The following is a 14,758-nucleotide window of genomic DNA, read 5'->3' as shown; positions in this document are numbered from 1 at the left end:
TGGGGGTGGGCAACGGGTCCATGCGGGCCACACTGCGCCGGCCGCGCGGCCACGTCCAAGACTCTGTCGGTCTCGCTCCATACCTTTTTGGTATTTTTTCCGTGCGAGCCGCGTCCTTTCTGCCTTTATTGCAGCGCAACATACTTCAAACGAGCATGAACTCCCGATGGATCTGCGCCAACTCCGCTACTTCGTCGCCGTCGCCCGCGAGCGCAACTTCACCCGCGCCGCCGAACTGCTGCACATCGCGCAGCCGCCGCTGAGCCGGCAGATCCAGCAACTGGAGGAACACCTGGGCACGCGGCTGATCGTGCGCAGCAGCCGCCCGCTGCGGCTGACCGACGCCGGCAAGCTGTTCTACGAGGAGGCGCTGCAGGTGCTGGGCCGGGTCGAGCAGATGCAGGACGCCGCGCGCCGGCTCGGCCGCAGCGAGCAGCGCGTGTTCGCGATCGGCTTCGTTGCCTCCGCGCTCTACGGCGGCCTGCCGATGCTGGTGCGGCGGCTGCGCCAGCAGCGCCCGGAGCTGGACATCCGCCTGCTGGAACTGATGTCCGGCGAGCAGATCGAGGCGCTGAAGACCGGTCGCATCGACATGGGCATCGGCCGCATCCGCCACGACGACGACACGGTGGAGCGCTTCGTGCTGCGCGAGGAACGCCTGGTGGTCGCGCTGCCGATGGAGCATCCGCTGGCCACGGACGACGCCCCGCTGGCGCCGGACGCACTCACCGCGCAGCGGTTGATCGTCTACCCCAGCCAGCCGCGGCCGAGCTTCGCCGACCAGGTGCTGTCGCTGCTGCGCGACCGCGGCGTCCGTCCGCTGGCGGTGCAGGAAGTACGCGAACTGCAGACCGCGCTGGGCCTGGTCGCCGCGGAAATGGGCCTGTGCGTCATCCCGGCCTCGGTACGGGTGCTGCGCCGCGACCTGCATTACCGCCTGCTCGACGACGCGCACGCCACCTCGCCGATCATCCTCAGCCATCGCCGCAACGACAGTTCCGAGCTGCTGCCGCTGATCAAGCACCTGATTCGCGAGATGTACACGGAAACGCCGGCGTGGCTGGACAGCGCCTACAATCGCCTGCACCTCCCCTAGGCCATTACTGCGACCGATGCACGACGAGATCCCTGGCGACGCGCCCGATTACCTGGGCGACACCCGCCGCTGGCTGGAACGCGCAGTGATCGGCCTGAACCTGTGCCCGTTCGCCAAGGCGGTGCACGTCAAGCAGCAGATCCGCCACGTGCTCAGCGACGCGAGCACGCCCGAGGCGCTGCTCGAACAGCTGGCCGAGGAACTGGTGCTGCTGCGCGACACCCCGGCCGAGCAGATCGACACCACGCTGATCGTGCACCCGGACGTGCTGCAGGACTTCCTCGACTACAACGACTTCCTCGACAACGCCGACGCCGCGGTCGAGGCACTGGACCTGCAGGGCATCCTGCAGGTCGCCAGCTTCCATCCGCAGTACCAGTTCGCCGGCACCGCACCGGACGACATCGGCAACTACACCAACCGCGCGCCCTACCCCACCCTGCACCTGCTGCGCGAGGACAGCGTGGAACGCGCGGTGGCCGCGTTCCCAGACGCCGACGTGATCGTCGAGCGCAATCTCCAGACCTTGGAGAAGCTGGGGCTGGAGGGGTGGAAGCGGGCGCTTGAGGGCAGGGATTCGTAATCGGGGATTGGGGATTTGCAAAGGCAGGACGCATGGTCGCTGCCTTTGCCAGTCCGCATCCCACACATCCCACGTAGGGGTGGCTCAGCCACGACCGGGCGTTACCGGCAAGGCCTGGTCGCGGCTGAAGCCGCTCCTGCGAGAGCTGCGCTGCGCGCGTCGTTGAAGCGGCCCATGCGCGCGGTTCAAGACGCGACCGTCCAGCGCAATCCGTCAACCTGGCAGACGTTGGGAGCGAACCGGACATCGGCAAAGGCACGGCGTCGCAACGCCACGCGCCTTTGCCAATCCCGAATCCCCGATCCCTACTCCCCGCCCTCGAACAAGCGCACCACGTCCGCCGCCTCCAGCACCCGCCACTGCTAGGCATTCGGGATTCGGGATTCGGGATTCGTAAGCGGGATTCGCCGCGGTGCGAGGCGCATCGCGCCTTTGCCAATCCCGAACCCCCAATCCCTACACCCCGCCATCGAACAAGCGCACCACGTCCGCCGCCTCCAGCACCCGCCACTGCCCCGACGGCAGATCGTCCAGGCCGAAGCCGCCGATGCGGCTGCGGTGCAGCGCGACCACGTGGTTGCCGACGGCGGCGAACATGCGCCGCACCTGATGGTAGCGGCCTTCGTGCAGGGCGACGCGCACCTGGCGCGGCCCCAGCGTTTCCATCTCCACCGGCAGCAGCGGCGTGGTCTCGCCATCGAGCAGCAGCGTGCCGCTGGCGAACAGCGCGGCCTCATCGCCGCGCAGATCCTCGGCCAGGGTGGCCTCGTAGACCTTGGCCAGGCGCGCCTTCGGCGAGACGATACGGTGCAGCAGCGCGCCGTCGTCGGTCATCAGCAGCAGGCCGCTGGTGTCGCGGTCCAGCCGCCCGACCGTGGACAGCAGCGGCGAGCGCAGGCGGAAGCGCGGCGGCAGCAGGTCGTAGACGATGCGCCCCGGATCCTTGGTCGAGCAGGTGTAGCCGACCGGCTTGTGCAGCGCCAGGATCAGCCCGGGCGGCGGATCCAGCGGCTCGCCGTCGACCCGGATCGCGTCGTGCGGCATCTGGTCGTCGGCGTACAGCACCTCGCCCTCGGCATCGGTGATGCGGCCTTCGCGGAACATCAGCGCCACCTGCTTGCGGCTGCCATAGCCCAGGTTGGCCAGGTGCTTGACCAGTTTCATCGGCGCGCTCCGGCACGGCTGCGCACCGCGTGGATCAGCTTGAAGCCGTCGCGGGTGGCGAGCACCTCGGTCTCCCCGAAGCTGGCGTCGAGCACCGCTTCATAGGGCAGATGGCGATTGGCGACCAGGAACAGCCGACCGCCGGGTGCCAGCGCCTGCGCTGCCACCGCGATGAAGCGCCGGCCGATGTCCGGCCGTTCCATCCGCCCCGGCGCATGGAACGGCGGGTTGCTGACGATGACGTCGTACTGCCCCGGCAGTCCGGTGGTCACGTCGTGCCAGTGGAAGCCCAGCGTCGTCCCTGCCGGTGCCTGCGCCAGATTCGCGCGCGCCAGCGCCAGCGCGCGTGCGTCGGCTTCGAACAGGTCCAGCGCGGTCAGCTGCGGGCAGCGCGCCAGCAGTTCCGCCGACAGGTAGCCGTAGCCGGCGCCGAGATCGGCAGCACGGCCGCGCAGGTCGGCAGGCAGGTGTTCGGCCAGCAGCGCCGAGGCCGGGTCGATGCGATCCCAGGCGAACACGCCCGGGCGGCTGCGGAAGCGCCCGTCCAGGATCGGCCGCACCGCATCCAGTTTCGCCCAGCGCTGCTGCAGCGCGACGTCGTGAGCGCCCTGCAGCGGCGCGGTCCAGTACACCCGGCAGTGGTGCTTGGTCAGCTTGCCACCGAGGCCGGCCAACTGCTGCAGGTCGTCCTCGCCGGAACGCGCGCCTTCGTTGTTGGCCTGACAGGCCACCACCACGCCACCCGGCGCGGCCAGCGCCACGGCGCGCGCCAGCAGCGCCCGCGCTTCCTCGCGCTGGCGCGGCGGCAGCACCAGCACCAGCGCGTAGCCGCCGGCGTCGGCCTCGCCGTCCTGCTCGGCACGCACCGTCCAGCCGCCCTGCTGCAGCGCGCTGGCGAACGGCCGGTAGTCCTGCTCGCAGACCAGTTGCGCCGGCTGCGCGTGCTGGCGCAGCGCCCAGCCGTCGCGGGCGCGCAGGAACAGCACCTTGCCGGCGGGCCAGCGCAGCACGCCCTGGGCGAACGGCAGGAACAGGGTATCGAGGGGAGCGTCTTGCGCGGCCGGCATCGGGCATGGTCGTCGGAACAGGGACGCGCATTCTACCGGCAGCGGGCGGCGAGCCCGGTTTTGCGCGAATCCAACGCATCATTGATGTTCCGGCAACATCGCCGCGCCTAGGCTGCAAGGCACCCAATGACTGGAGAGGCAGCATGCGCGCAGTGTTCATCGGTGGCGTCGTCGACAACAGCGAAGTGGACCTGGATGGCAGCCAGCCGCCGTTGCACTACCCGGAGAACACCGGCACCGGGCGCCCACGCTACCGCCTGCACCAGCGCGGCGCGCGCGACGACGGCAGCGTGGTCTACGCCGTCTACGCCGCCCCGGAACTGGGCGACACCGAAGTGGAGCGCGTGTTCAACGAACGCGGCTACGCCCGTCGTTTCGGCGTGGAGCCGGCGCCGGTGGAGCATTGACGTGTAGAAGCGGCTCCAGCCGCGACCAGGCGTCCCTGTGACGCTTGTCGCGGCTGAAGCCGCTCCTACGAGTGCATGCACATCCTGTTTTTACGAGTGCATGCACATCCTGTTTTTGCGATGCGGAGTTCTGGCCACCTGCGCCACACCACATCGTCAGTGGCAATGTCGGTGGCTTTCGTAGGAGCGGCTCCAGCCGCGACCGAGCTTCACCATGAATCCCGCGTCGCGGCCGAAGCCGTTCTACGATCGATGCGGCAAGACGCGGCTCACCAAGCCGCTCACTTGCCCGACTTGGGCGTCACCCGCCACACCACGTTGCCGACGTCGTCGGCGACCAGCAGCGCGCCGGGCTTGTCCACCGCCACGCCGACCGGGCGACCCTGCGCACGCCCCTCGGCGTCGAGAAAGCCGGTCAGCACGTCCTGTGGCTTGCCGCTGGGCTTGCCGTTGGCGAAGGGCACGTAGATCACCTTGTAGCCCGACGGCGGGTCGCGGTTCCAGGAGCCGTGCTGGCCGATGAAGGCGCCGCCCTGATAGGTCTGCGGCAGCAGCGCGCCCTCGTAGAAGGCCAGGCCCAGCGAGGCGGTATGCGCGCCCAGCGCGTAGTCCGGCTTGATCGCGCTGGCGACCATCTCCGGATTCTGCGGCTGCACGCGCTCGTCCACGTGCTGCCCGTAGTAGCTGTAGGGCCAGCCGTAGAAGCCGCCCTCGCGCACCGAGGTCAGGTAGTCGGGCACCAGGTCGCTGCCGAGTTCGTCGCGTTCGTTGACCACGGTCCACAGCGTGTCGGTACCGGGCTGCCAGGCCAGGCCGACCGGGTTGCGCAGACCGCTGGCGAACACGCGCGTGGCGCCGCTGGCCGCGTCCACTTCCAGGATCGCGGCGCGGTTGAGCTCCTGCTCCATGCCGTTCTCGGCGACGTTGCTGTTGGAGCCGACGCCCACGTACAGCTTCTTGCCGTCGCGACTGGCCAGCAGACTCTTGGTCCAGTGGTGGTTGATGCCGCCGGGCAGGTTGGCGACGAAGCTGGGCGCGGCAGTGATCTGGGTGTCGCCGTCCTTGTACGGGAAACTGACCAGCGCATCGGCATTGGCGATGTACAGGCGATCGCCGACCAGGGCCATGCCGAACGGCGAATACAGCCCCTTGAGGAACTGCGTGCGCACCTCGGCGACGCCGTCGCCGTCGGCATCGCGCAGCAGGGTGATGCGATTGGCGCTGGGCACGGTGGCACCGGCCTTGGCCATCATCGCGCCCTGGATCTTGTCGCGCAGGCCGCTGCTCTCCTTTTCCGGCGCCGGCGGCTCGGCGGTCTCGGCGACCAGCACGTCGCCGTTGGGCAGCACGTACAACCACCGCGGGTGGTCCAGGTCGCGGGCGAAGGCCTGCACCGCCAGGTCGGCGGCCGGCATCGGCGCGGCGCCATCGGCCCAGCGTTTGACCTCGGCGACCTTGACCGTGGGAATCATGCGCTTGACCGGATCGGGCAGTACCGGATCCGGCCCCATGCCGTCCTCGATGGAGTGCTTGGCGGTGTCGCCGCAGGCGGCGAGCAGAGCGGCACCGAGTGCGCACAACACCCAACGGGCACGAATCGGCGAAGACATGGCCATGCGTCTTGGATATCCGGGAACACGGGGGAACCCGATGATGCACAGCCCTGACGCGGAAAAAGTGAAAGATGCGTCAAGAGGCGTCGCCGCGCGGATCGATATCCCAAGGCCGCGCCGGCAGCTGGCGCACGCTGCGGATTTCGTCCAGCCACAGGTAACGGTGCAGGGCGGGATCGTCGAGATCATCGATGCGCACCTGCGCATTGCTGCCCTCGTTGCCCTCGGCGTCGCGGAACTGCTGGATGCTGGGGCGCACCGACACGGTGCCGAAGCACACGCTGCCGTCGGTCAATTCGATGCGCACGTTGGATTGGTCCGGCAACTGCAGAATCAACGCTTCCAGCGCCTGGATCTGCGCCTGGTCGGTGTGGATACGCTCGGCAAACTGGGTCATCGGCGGACTCCGCATGGGGACCGCTGCAGCCTAGCGCCGCCGGCGTGAGCCGGCGGTCAGCGCTGCCTTGCGAAGCGCACCGCAGACACGAGCTGCGCCACGCTGTACGGCTTGGCCAGGTGTTCCTGGAAGCCGGACTGCAACGCGCGCTGGCGATCGTCGGCGCGCGCCAGCGCGGTCACCGCCACCGCCGGCAGGTCGTCCGCGCCCAGGCCCATGTTCTCGCGCACGGTGCGGATCAGGCCGTAGCCGTCCATGCCCGGCATGCCGATGTCGGTGACCATCACGTCGATCGCGGCATGGCCGCCGCCGTCGAGCACCCCCAGCGCCTCGCTGGCCGAGCCCACCGCGATCACCTCGGCGCCCTGCTCCTCGAGCAGGCGTCGCAGGTAGTCGAGCATGTCCGGCTGATCCTCCACCGCCAGCAGGCGTACGCCCTTGAGCGAATGCGCCTCGACCACTTGTTCGGCCATGGCGAAGGCACGCACTTCGCGCAGCGGGCGCGAGCCCGGCGCGTCGCGGTGCAGCGGCAGGCGCACGGTGAACACCGAACCGCAGCCGCGGCCTTCGCTGGCCGCGCTGATCTGGCCGCCATGCATCTCCACCAATTGCTGCACGATCGCCAGGCCCAGGCCGAGGCCGCCGTGCAGGCGGGTGGTGGTGCTGTCGGCCTGGCGGAAGCGGCCGAACAGATGCGGCAGGAACTCCGGCGGGATGCCGTCACCGGAATCGCGCACGGCCACACTGACATGCTCGCCATCGGCATCGAGCTCGATCGCCAGGGCGATGCGCCCGTGCGCAGGCGTGAACTTGATCGCATTGGACAGCAGGTTCCAGAACACCTGCTGCAGGCGCGTGGCATCGCCCAGCACCATGCACGGCTGCGCCGGCACCTGCAGGGTCAGCGCCTGGTCCTTGCCTTCGGCCACCGGCTCCTGCGCGCGCATCGCCTCGCGCACCTGTTCGGCCAGGTCCAGCGCCTCCACTTCCAGTTGCACCTTGCCCAGCAGCATGCTGCTGAGATCGAGCATGTCGGAAATCAGCCGCTGCTGCGCGCGCGCGCTGCTGGCGATCACCGACAGGCCCTTGCTGCTCGGATCGCCCGGTGGCAGCCGCTGCAGCAGCAGATCGCTCCAGCCGAGGATGGTGGTCAGCGGCGTGCGCAACTCGTGCGACAGCGTCGCCAGGAATTCGTCCTTCAGCCGCGCCATGCTCTCGGCGGCGTTGCGCGCGCTGCGCTCGGATTCCAGCAACTGCTCGCGCGCCAGTTCGATGTCGCGGCGCTCGGTCACGTCCGGGCTGCTGCCGGCCAGGCCGATGAACTCGCCCTCGGCGGAATAGCGCGGCACCGCGGTCATCTCCACCCAGCGCCATTCGCCGTCGTGGCGGCGCGCGCGCACCAGTGCGCGCAGGTTGCGCTGGTCGTGCAGCGCGTTGCGCAGTTCGTAGGCGAACACGCCCACGTCCTCCGGATGCAGCACGTCGCCCCAGCCTGGTCGTGCATCGTCGCTCTGCGGGTCGATCCCGAAGAACTCGGCGTAGGCGGTGTTGGTGAAGCGCAGTTCGCCCTGGGCGTCCAGGACCCACACCGGCATCGGCAGGCCCTCGGCCAGCGCGCTGAAGCGCGCCTCGCTCTCGGCCAGATCGCGCTCCACCCGCTTGCGTTCGGTGATGTCGAGGAAATGGATGGCGACCTGGTGCAGCTCCGGCGCACCGACGCGGAACGCATCCACGGTCCACCAACGCCCAAGTGCCGCGGCAAAATTCTCGAACTTGACCGAGCGGCCGCTCAGCGCCACTTCGGCGTAACGCTGGAACCAGTGCTCCTCCAGCGTCGGCAACACGTCGCGGACGCGTCGCCCGACCACGTCGCGCAAGCCAGTCTCGCGCTCGAAGGCCGGGTTGACCTGCAGGAACACATAGTCGATCGCGCACTCCCCCTCGAACAACACTTGGATCACGCAGAAGCCGGAATCGCTCTTGTCGAAGATCTCGCGGTACTGCAGGTCCGTCGCCTGCGCGAGCGAAGAGGACGTGGATTCTGGGCTGGCATGCATGACGGAGTAGCTCTGGAAGCGGCCTACGGCAACAAATGAAGACGGTGCCCGGCATCCGCGGCGCAACAACGGCGCGCTAGGAACGGCGAGGCGGAACCCTCATCTTGTTAAGCCACTCCGCCGCCGTCAAGCCGCGACGTCCACGGCACCTGCTGGAACCGGGTCACCAGAAGAAGGCGATGACCAGCACGATGCCCAGCAGCGACAGGCCGATGCCGGCCAAGACCATCCACTGGGTCAGGCGCGCACTGCGCAATGCCTGCTCTTCCAGCCAGCGCTCGGCTTCCTCGCGCCACGGCGGCGGCGGCGAGGATTCCAGCAACTGCTGCACGCGTGCCGGCCCCAGCTGCCGACATTGCCGACGGCATTCTTCGGGGACCACGGGGCGCTCGGGCGCGCTGACGACGGACATGACAAATTTCCTGAACCGCTCAGCCGAGTGTGAAACGCGGCGCGTCGCTGGCGAGCTCGTGCTCCACCGCCATCCGTGCCAAGCGCGTGTAGTTGGCGCGCGGGCCGGCACCGCGACCCACGATCAGGCCGAGGTACTCCAGGCCGGTCCACACCCGCGCCTTCCACTCCACGCCGTCCTCGGCCAGTACCAGGATCAGCGTGTAGCGGAAGCTCTGCCCCTGCGGGCTACGGTAGTGGTAGCTGGGCGGGAACTGCACGGCCACGTCCTGCGCCTCGCCGAGCGAGACCAGGTAGCGCCGTAGCAGGTGACGCACGTCGTCGCCAGGATTCAGCCGCAACTGGCGCGCCGCCTCGTCCAGATTGGCCTGGTGCTCGACGAACGCGGCCGCGCCGCTGGCCGGGCTGTGCCCGTGGCGCTTGGCCCAGTCGATGAACTGCAGGCGCACATCGCTGCCCGTGTGGGCCTGGTGGAACAACGGCGTCTTCATGCGATCCCCGTAGCGCTCGAGTGGCATCCATGCTCGCGCGCGCACCGTGAAGCAGGTGGCGAGACAATGTGAGCCGCCCGTCATGCCGGACGGATGAATCACGGCCAACGATCGCCGCCGCACGCCGCGCCGCGATTGCAGGCATGCCGGCACAGGCACACACTGGGTGCACGCCTCCTGGAGATCCGCCATGAAGATCCGCTATGCCTGGACGGCGCTGGCTGTTGCCTGCCTGTGGGCGGGCGGCGCCTCCGCCGAGATCCGCAACGTCACCGACCCGCAGGCCCCGCGCAGCCTCGCCAGCGACGGCCCGGTACAGGTCAGCTGGGCCGATCCGGCCACCTTCAGCGAACTGCGGCAGAGCCGCAACCGCTGGGAAGCCGAACGCGGCGACTGGGTACAGGACCTGGCCGCCTATCTGCAGAAGCAGGCCGCCAAGCAACTGCAGCCCGGCCAGCGCCTGGACATCACGCTGACCGACATCAAGCGCGCCGGCGACTTCGAACCCTGGCACGGTCCGAACTGGAACGACGTGCGGGTGATGCGCGACCTGTACCCGCCGCGGATCAGCCTCGACTTCACCCTGTACGGCGCCGATGGCCAGGTGCTGGCGCAGGGCCAGCCGAAGTTGATGGATCCGAGCTATCTGTACAACAGTTCGGTCGGCCTGAGCACCGATCCGCTGCGCTACGAAAAGCGCATGCTCGACGAGTGGCTGCGCCGCCAGTTCCGCAACAAGGACAGCGCGGTCGCCGAGCGCTGAAGCCGGATGCGCGGCGCCGGCATCGCGCCGGCGCCGTCAGGCACGGGTCAAGCGCCGAGATAGGTGCGCGGCGCGCGCTTGAGGCCGCACAGCAGCCGGTAGGCGCTGGAGGCGCAGCGCCCGGCCAGCGCGTCGATGCGCGGCTGCTCGCCCCACAACTGCACCAGGCTGCCGAGGCCGGCCTGCGGATGGTCGGTCAGGTCCACGGTCAGCATGTCCATCGACACGCGCCCGATGAGCACGCCGGGCGCGCCGTCGATCAGCACCGGCGTGCCGTTGGGCGCGAACTGCGGATAGCCGTCGGCATAGCCGATCGCCACCACCCCGACCCGGGTCGGCCGCGCCGCGACGAAGCGCGCGCCGTAGCCGACCGGCTCGCCAGGGGCCAGATCGCGTACCGAGATGACCTTGGACTGCAGCGTCATCACCGGGCGCAGTTCGCCGGGCAGCGCCGCCGTCGCGGCGAACGGATCGGCGCCGTACAGCATCAGCCCCGGCCGTCCCCAGTCGTTGCGCAACGCCGGCCAGCCGAGCAGCGCCGGCGAGTTGCACAGGCTGGTCTCGCCGGCCAGGCCGGCGGTGGCCTGGCGGAACACTTCCACCTGCTCGCGCGTGCGTGCGCTGTCCAGTTCGTCGGCGCGGGCGAAGTGGCTCATCAGCACCAGCCGCTCGACCTGCGGCAAGGCGCTCAGGCGCGCGTGCGCGGCGCGGAATTCGGCCGGCGCCAGGCCCAGCCGGTGCATGCCACTGTCCAGCTTCAGCCACAGGCACAGCGGCTGCGGCGCGGCGAAGGCGGCGATCGCCTCCACCTGCCAGGGCGAGGCCACCGCGCACCACAGCCGGTGTTCGGCGACCAGCGGCAGCTCGTCGGCATCGAAGATGCCTTCCAGCAGCAGGATCGGCGCGGCGATGCCGGCCTGGCGCAGTTCCAGCGCCTCCTCGATGCAGGCCACCGCGAAGCCGTCGGCCTCGCCGTCCAGCGCGCGCGCGCACGCCACCGCGCCGTGCCCGTAGGCATCGGCCTTGACCACCGCCAGCGCCTTGCCGCCGCTCAGCTGGCGGGCCAGGCGGTAGTTGTGGCGCAGCGCGTCGAGATCGATCAATGCACGGGCTGGGCGCACGCGACGGCCTCGGCAACGGATGCGGCCGAACCGCGGGAATAACGGAAGATGTCCAGGCCCTCGCCGCTGATCTGCGGCTGCCGCGAGACCATCAGGTCGGCCAGGTAGCGGCCGGAGCCGCAGGCCATGGTCCAGCCCAGCGTGCCGTGGCCGGTGTTGAGGAACAGGTTGCGGTAGCCGGTGGCGCCGACCACCGGCGTGCCGTCCGGGGTGGCCGGGCGAAGCCCGGTCCAGAACTCAGCCGCAGCCAGGTCGCCGCCGCGCGGATACAGGTCGTTGACCACCTTCTCCAGGGTGGCGCGGCGCCGCGCCGGCCGCGACAGGTCGAAGCCGGCCAGTTCGGCCATGCCGCCGACGCGGATGCGTTCGTCGAAGCGGGTGATCGCCACCTTGTAGCTCTCGTCGAGGATGGTGGAGGTCAGCGCCAGCGCCGCGTCGCGGATCGGCAGGGTCAGCGAATAGCCCTTCAGCGGGTACACCGGCAGGCGGATGCCCAGCGGCGCCAGCAGGCCGGGCGAATAGCTGCCCAGCGCGACCACGTAGCGGTCGGCGCGCTCCAGCTGGCCGCCGATGCGCACGCCATCGATGCGGTCGCCATCGGCGTGCAGGGCCTCGATGGTCTCGCCCTGGCGGAACTGCACGCCGGCCTCGGCGGCCATCGCGGCAAGGCGCTGGGTGAACAGGCGGCAGTCGCCGGTCTGGTCGTTGGGCAAGCGCAGCGCGCCGACCAGGGTCGCCGGCGCGCTGGCCAGGGCCGGCTCGACCCGGGCGATGCCGGCACGGTCCAGCAACTCGTAAGGCACGCCGTATTCGCGCAGCACCTCGATGTCCTTGGCCGCACCGTCCAACTGCTGCTGGGTGCGGAACAGTTGGGTGGTGCCGAGCTGGCGACCTTCGTAGGCGATGCCGGTCTCGGCACGCAGCTGGTCCAGGCAGTCGCGGCTGTACTCGGACAGGCGCACCATCCGCGCCTTGTTGATCGCATAGCGCTCGGCGGTGCAGTTGCGCAGCATCTGCGCCAGCCACAGATACTGCTGCAGGTCGGCGGTCGGCGTGATCGCCAGCGGCGCATGGCGCTGGAACAGCCATTTCAGCGCCTTCAGCGGCACCCCCGGCGCCGCCCACGGCGACGCATAGCCGGGGGAGACCTGGCCGGCATTGGCGTAGCTGGTCTCCAGCCCGGCCGCCGGCTGGCGGTCGACCACCGTCACCTCGCAGCCGCTGCGGGCCAGATACCACGCCGTGGCCGTGCCGATCACACCGCTGCCGAGAACCAGAACCCGCATGCGCCTACTCCGTTCGGATCAATTCCCTGGCTGGATGGCGCCAGGGCAGAAGTTCGGTGCAGTATAGGCAGCACAACCCAGGATTTTCCCCTGACTTCGCCCGGCCTGGCAGGCCAAACCCCTGAGACCCGCCCGCATGGCCGCACGCCTCCGCGAACTGGACAAGATCGACCGCAAGATCCTGCGCATCCTGCAGCAGGAAGGGCGCATCTCCTTCACCGAACTGGGCGAGCGCGTGGGCCTGTCGACCACCCCATGCACCGAGCGGGTGCGGCGGCTGGAACGCGACGGCGCCATCACCGGCTACTACGCGCGGCTGGACCCGCACTATCTCAAGGCCAGCCTGCTGGTATTCGTGGAGATCAGCCTGGCCTACAAGTCCGGCGACATCTTCGAGGAGTTCCGCCGCGCCGCGCTGAAGCTGCCCAACGTGCTCGAATGCCACCTGGTCTCCGGCGACTTCGACTACCTGCTCAAGGCCCGCATCAGCGAGATGGCGTCCTACCGCAAGCTGCTGGGCAGCACCCTGCTGACCCTGCCGCACGTGCGCGAGTCCAAGAGCTACATCGTGATGGAAGAGGTGAAGGAAACGCTCAGCCTGCCGATCGCCGACTGAGCGTTGCGGGCGAATGCGTGCGGGTCAGGAGACCAGCAGCTTCTCCAGGTCGTCGCGCGAGGAATTGGCGTGGTTCTTGGCCAGTTCGGCCACCACCCGCTTCTGCACCTCCTTGTGCAACAGCGGCCGCAACTGCCCCAGCGTGTGCGGGTCGGCGACCAGCATCAGATGCTCGACCTGCCCGCGCAACGCGTCCTGGTACAGCCGCTCGGCCACCTGGCGCACGAACCCGGCCTCATCCATGGTCATCGGCCGGTCGCCGTCCTCCACGCCCTCGATCGGCGTCGGGTTCAGCACTTCGGTCTGCTCCAGCAGCGCGGTCTCGCCCGCCAGGTTGACCCGGAACAGGCGCGCGCTGGTGCGGTCGGCGACGACGATCAGGGTGTTGTCGGGAAGCTTGCTCATCGGTTCTCCTGCGAAACATGGCGCCGCGGCAATCGCGGCCGGTCCGCCAGTCTAGAAACCGATTTGTGAGGATGGCGGCCACGCGGCGTTCGCCGCGCGTTCGTCGCCCAGGCGCACGCGCCTCAGTCCTGGATGCGCACCCCGTCGCCGCTGGGGACGGTGTCGTAGTAGCGGCCGGTGCGGGTGTCCAGCGCGCGGTTCGGGCCGACCTGCATCGCGCCTGGGATCACCTGGCCGCTGCGGTCGTAGAGGCGCACCGGGCGGCGGGCGGACGGGTCGGCGACGCCGCCCGGCGGGGCAGGATGCGCGCGCTGGTCCTGCGCCGGGGCCTGCGGCCGGTCGCCCAGGTTGGACGGGATCGGCCCGGTCCTCGGCGTCGGAATGGGCGCGGCTTGCGGGCGCTGATCCAGACCCGACGGCACCGGCGTCGCGCGTGGCGGCGGCGGGGCGCGCAGTGCGTTGGCGTCGCGATTGCTCGGAGGCGTGCCCGGCACCGGCTGCAAGCCCTGTGCGGCAGCCATCACCGGCGCAAGCAGGACGATGGCGGCGATACGGATGAAGAGGCGGGACATGGGGCGATCTCGCATGGCCGGTGATCTCTCACGCTACTCCAGCGTCCGGGCGGCGTCGATGCGACCGGCGGCATGCTTGATCCCGTGCCTGAAGCCCTCATGTTGTTTTCCCACCTTCCCGCCACAGGCCCCGCCATGAGCCGCTTCGACCTCACGCCTCCCACCGCTGCCGAGCGCGAGCACCTGATCGGCGACCTGAACGCGGAGGAACGCCGGGTGCTGCTGCAGCACGGCACCGAAGCGCCGTTCTGCGGGGTGTTCCTGGACAACAAGCTGGAGGGCGTCTACACCTGCCGGCTGTGCGGACTGCCGCTGTTCCGCTCCAGCGCCAAGTTCGATTCCGGCACCGGCTGGCCGAGCTTCTTCGCGCCCTATCACCCCGACCACGTGCGCGAACTGCGCGACACCAGCCACGGCATGATCCGCACCGAGATCGTCTGCGCCCGCTGCGACAGCCATCTCGGCCACGTGTTCCCGGACGGCCCGCCGCCGAGCGGCGAGCGCCACTGCCTGAATTCGGTCTCGCTGCAGTTCACCGAACAGGGCCAGGCGCTGCCCAACCCGCTGCACCGCGGCGGCGGCGAGACCGAACCGGCCTGATTCCGGCGCCGCCGCGCCGCCACAGGGAGACCACCGGTATGCGTACCCCGTTGCTTCCCCTCCTGCTCCTGCCACTGGCCCTGGTCGCCGGCGCGCGCAGCCCCACCCC

17 protein-coding genes are annotated in these 14,758 nt (G+C 69.7%); 6 read left to right on the top strand and 11 right to left on the bottom strand.

Translation table 11 applies throughout. From position 1 onward, the window contains the following. The first annotated feature begins 166 nt into the window (after positions 1-166). Together ACP93_RS20285 and ACP93_RS20280 are read left to right on the top strand one after the other, a co-directional pair. Positions 167-1,096, top strand: coding sequence for a LysR family transcriptional regulator (locus ACP93_RS20285; protein WP_048492469.1), 930 nt, complete (start codon positions 167-169; stop codon positions 1,094-1,096). Positions 1,097-1,112: 16 nt separating this feature from the next. After that, positions 1,113-1,679: a DUF1415 domain-containing protein gene (locus ACP93_RS20280; RefSeq protein ID WP_048492468.1), complete on the top strand. Its 567-nt coding sequence runs from the start codon at positions 1,113-1,115 to the stop codon at positions 1,677-1,679. A gap of 456 nt (positions 1,680-2,135) precedes the next feature. On the opposite strand, the gene ACP93_RS20275 is transcribed toward ACP93_RS20280, so the two are convergent. Beyond that, on the bottom strand, positions 2,136-2,843 hold the full coding sequence (locus ACP93_RS20275) for a pseudouridine synthase (RefSeq protein WP_048492467.1): 708 nt from the start codon (positions 2,841-2,843) through the stop codon (positions 2,136-2,138). Then, a complete protein-coding gene (locus tag ACP93_RS20270; RefSeq protein WP_048492466.1) occupies positions 2,840-3,910 on the bottom strand; it encodes a class I SAM-dependent methyltransferase in 1,071 nt (356 codons plus the stop codon). The genes ACP93_RS20275 and ACP93_RS20270 overlap by 4 nt, the downstream gene beginning before the upstream one ends. 143 nt (positions 3,911-4,053) lie before the next feature. Between ACP93_RS20270 and ACP93_RS20265 the strand changes: the two genes are divergently transcribed. Beyond that, entirely contained in the window at positions 4,054-4,317 is a 264-nt protein-coding gene (locus ACP93_RS20265) for a hypothetical protein (RefSeq protein ID WP_017908770.1), read from the top strand. A 281-nt stretch (positions 4,318-4,598) separates the two neighbouring features. Here ACP93_RS20265 and ACP93_RS20260 read toward each other — a convergent pair whose 3' ends face one another. The 5 genes from ACP93_RS20260 to ACP93_RS20245 all read right to left on the bottom strand — a co-directional run bounded on the left by ACP93_RS20260 (position 4,599) and on the right by ACP93_RS20245 (position 9,286). Next, a complete protein-coding gene (locus tag ACP93_RS20260) occupies positions 4,599-5,933 on the bottom strand; it encodes a PQQ-dependent sugar dehydrogenase (protein ID WP_048492465.1) in 1,335 nt (444 codons plus the stop codon). Between the two features lie 73 nt (positions 5,934-6,006). After that, entirely contained in the window at positions 6,007-6,327 is a 321-nt protein-coding gene (locus ACP93_RS20255) for a DUF3247 family protein (RefSeq protein ID WP_048492464.1), read from the bottom strand. Positions 6,328-6,383: 56 nt separating this feature from the next. Next, entirely contained in the window at positions 6,384-8,384 is a 2,001-nt protein-coding gene (locus tag ACP93_RS20250) for a PAS domain-containing hybrid sensor histidine kinase/response regulator (RefSeq protein WP_048492463.1), read from the bottom strand. 163 nt (positions 8,385-8,547) lie between these two features. Then, on the bottom strand, positions 8,548-8,796 hold the full coding sequence (locus ACP93_RS21945) for a hypothetical protein (protein ID WP_131721681.1): 249 nt from the start codon (positions 8,794-8,796) through the stop codon (positions 8,548-8,550). A 19-nt stretch (positions 8,797-8,815) separates the two neighbouring features. Beyond that, positions 8,816-9,286, bottom strand: coding sequence for a hypothetical protein (locus ACP93_RS20245; protein WP_048492462.1), 471 nt, complete (start codon positions 9,284-9,286; stop codon positions 8,816-8,818). A gap of 190 nt (positions 9,287-9,476) precedes the next feature. On the opposite strand from ACP93_RS20245, the gene ACP93_RS20240 reads away from it, so the two are divergent. Continuing rightward, on the top strand, positions 9,477-10,049 hold the full coding sequence (locus ACP93_RS20240) for a DUF3016 domain-containing protein (protein WP_048492461.1): 573 nt from the start codon (positions 9,477-9,479) through the stop codon (positions 10,047-10,049). A gap of 47 nt (positions 10,050-10,096) precedes the next feature. Here the strand turns inward: ACP93_RS20240 and alr are convergent, their stop codons facing one another. After that, positions 10,097-11,170, bottom strand: a complete 1,074-nt coding sequence (gene alr / locus ACP93_RS20235; protein WP_048492460.1) for an alanine racemase — start codon at positions 11,168-11,170, stop codon at positions 10,097-10,099. Continuing rightward, complete coding sequence (locus ACP93_RS20230) at positions 11,149-12,456, bottom strand: D-amino acid dehydrogenase (protein WP_048492459.1); 1,308 nt, start codon at positions 12,454-12,456, stop codon at positions 11,149-11,151. The genes alr and ACP93_RS20230 overlap by 22 nt, the downstream gene beginning before the upstream one ends. Positions 12,457-12,592: 136 nt before the next feature. Between ACP93_RS20230 and ACP93_RS20225 the strand changes: the two genes are divergently transcribed. Next, entirely contained in the window at positions 12,593-13,072 is a 480-nt protein-coding gene (locus tag ACP93_RS20225) for an Lrp/AsnC ligand binding domain-containing protein (protein WP_017908762.1), read from the top strand. A gap of 24 nt (positions 13,073-13,096) precedes the next feature. Here ACP93_RS20225 and ACP93_RS20220 read toward each other — a convergent pair whose 3' ends face one another. After that, positions 13,097-13,477: a baeRF12 domain-containing protein gene (locus tag ACP93_RS20220; protein WP_048492458.1), complete on the bottom strand. Its 381-nt coding sequence runs from the start codon at positions 13,475-13,477 to the stop codon at positions 13,097-13,099. A gap of 122 nt (positions 13,478-13,599) precedes the next feature. Next, on the bottom strand, positions 13,600-14,049 hold the full coding sequence (locus tag ACP93_RS20215; protein ID WP_048492457.1) for a hypothetical protein: 450 nt from the start codon (positions 14,047-14,049) through the stop codon (positions 13,600-13,602). A 135-nt stretch (positions 14,050-14,184) separates the two neighbouring features. Between ACP93_RS20215 and msrB the strand changes: the two genes are divergently transcribed. Continuing rightward, positions 14,185-14,649, top strand: a complete 465-nt coding sequence (gene msrB / locus ACP93_RS20210; protein ID WP_048492456.1) for a peptide-methionine (R)-S-oxide reductase MsrB — start codon at positions 14,185-14,187, stop codon at positions 14,647-14,649. Positions 14,650-14,758 lie beyond the last annotated feature (109 nt).

The organism is Xanthomonas sp. NCPPB 1128 (assembly GCF_001043115.1).
GTDB lineage: Bacteria > Pseudomonadota > Gammaproteobacteria > Xanthomonadales > Xanthomonadaceae > Xanthomonas_A.
The sequence above is the reverse complement of the archived record's forward strand: the minus strand, read 5'-3'. Positions and strand labels throughout refer to the sequence as shown.

Coding starts and splice junctions, on each gene's coding strand:
- ACP93_RS20285 (WP_048492469.1), top strand. CDS start 167: ATGGATCTGCGCCAACTCCGCTACTTCGTCGCCGTCGCCCGCGAGCGC.
- ACP93_RS20280 (WP_048492468.1), top strand. CDS start 1,113: ATGCACGACGAGATCCCTGGCGACGCGCCCGATTACCTGGGCGACACC.
- ACP93_RS20275 (WP_048492467.1), bottom strand. CDS start 2,843: ATGAAACTGGTCAAGCACCTGGCCAACCTGGGCTATGGCAGCCGCAAG.
- ACP93_RS20270 (WP_048492466.1), bottom strand. CDS start 3,910: ATGCCGGCCGCGCAAGACGCTCCCCTCGATACCCTGTTCCTGCCGTTC.
- ACP93_RS20265 (WP_017908770.1), top strand. CDS start 4,054: ATGCGCGCAGTGTTCATCGGTGGCGTCGTCGACAACAGCGAAGTGGAC.
- ACP93_RS20260 (WP_048492465.1), bottom strand. CDS start 5,933: ATGGCCATGTCTTCGCCGATTCGTGCCCGTTGGGTGTTGTGCGCACTC.
- ACP93_RS20255 (WP_048492464.1), bottom strand. CDS start 6,327: ATGACCCAGTTTGCCGAGCGTATCCACACCGACCAGGCGCAGATCCAG.
- ACP93_RS20250 (WP_048492463.1), bottom strand. CDS start 8,384: ATGCATGCCAGCCCAGAATCCACGTCCTCTTCGCTCGCGCAGGCGACG.
- ACP93_RS21945 (WP_131721681.1), bottom strand. CDS start 8,796: ATGTCCGTCGTCAGCGCGCCCGAGCGCCCCGTGGTCCCCGAAGAATGC.
- ACP93_RS20245 (WP_048492462.1), bottom strand. CDS start 9,286: ATGAAGACGCCGTTGTTCCACCAGGCCCACACGGGCAGCGATGTGCGC.
- ACP93_RS20240 (WP_048492461.1), top strand. CDS start 9,477: ATGAAGATCCGCTATGCCTGGACGGCGCTGGCTGTTGCCTGCCTGTGG.
- ACP93_RS20230 (WP_048492459.1), bottom strand. CDS start 12,456: ATGCGGGTTCTGGTTCTCGGCAGCGGTGTGATCGGCACGGCCACGGCG.
- ACP93_RS20225 (WP_017908762.1), top strand. CDS start 12,593: ATGGCCGCACGCCTCCGCGAACTGGACAAGATCGACCGCAAGATCCTG.
- ACP93_RS20220 (WP_048492458.1), bottom strand. CDS start 13,477: ATGAGCAAGCTTCCCGACAACACCCTGATCGTCGTCGCCGACCGCACC.
- ACP93_RS20215 (WP_048492457.1), bottom strand. CDS start 14,049: ATGTCCCGCCTCTTCATCCGTATCGCCGCCATCGTCCTGCTTGCGCCG.
- msrB (WP_048492456.1), top strand. CDS start 14,185: ATGAGCCGCTTCGACCTCACGCCTCCCACCGCTGCCGAGCGCGAGCAC.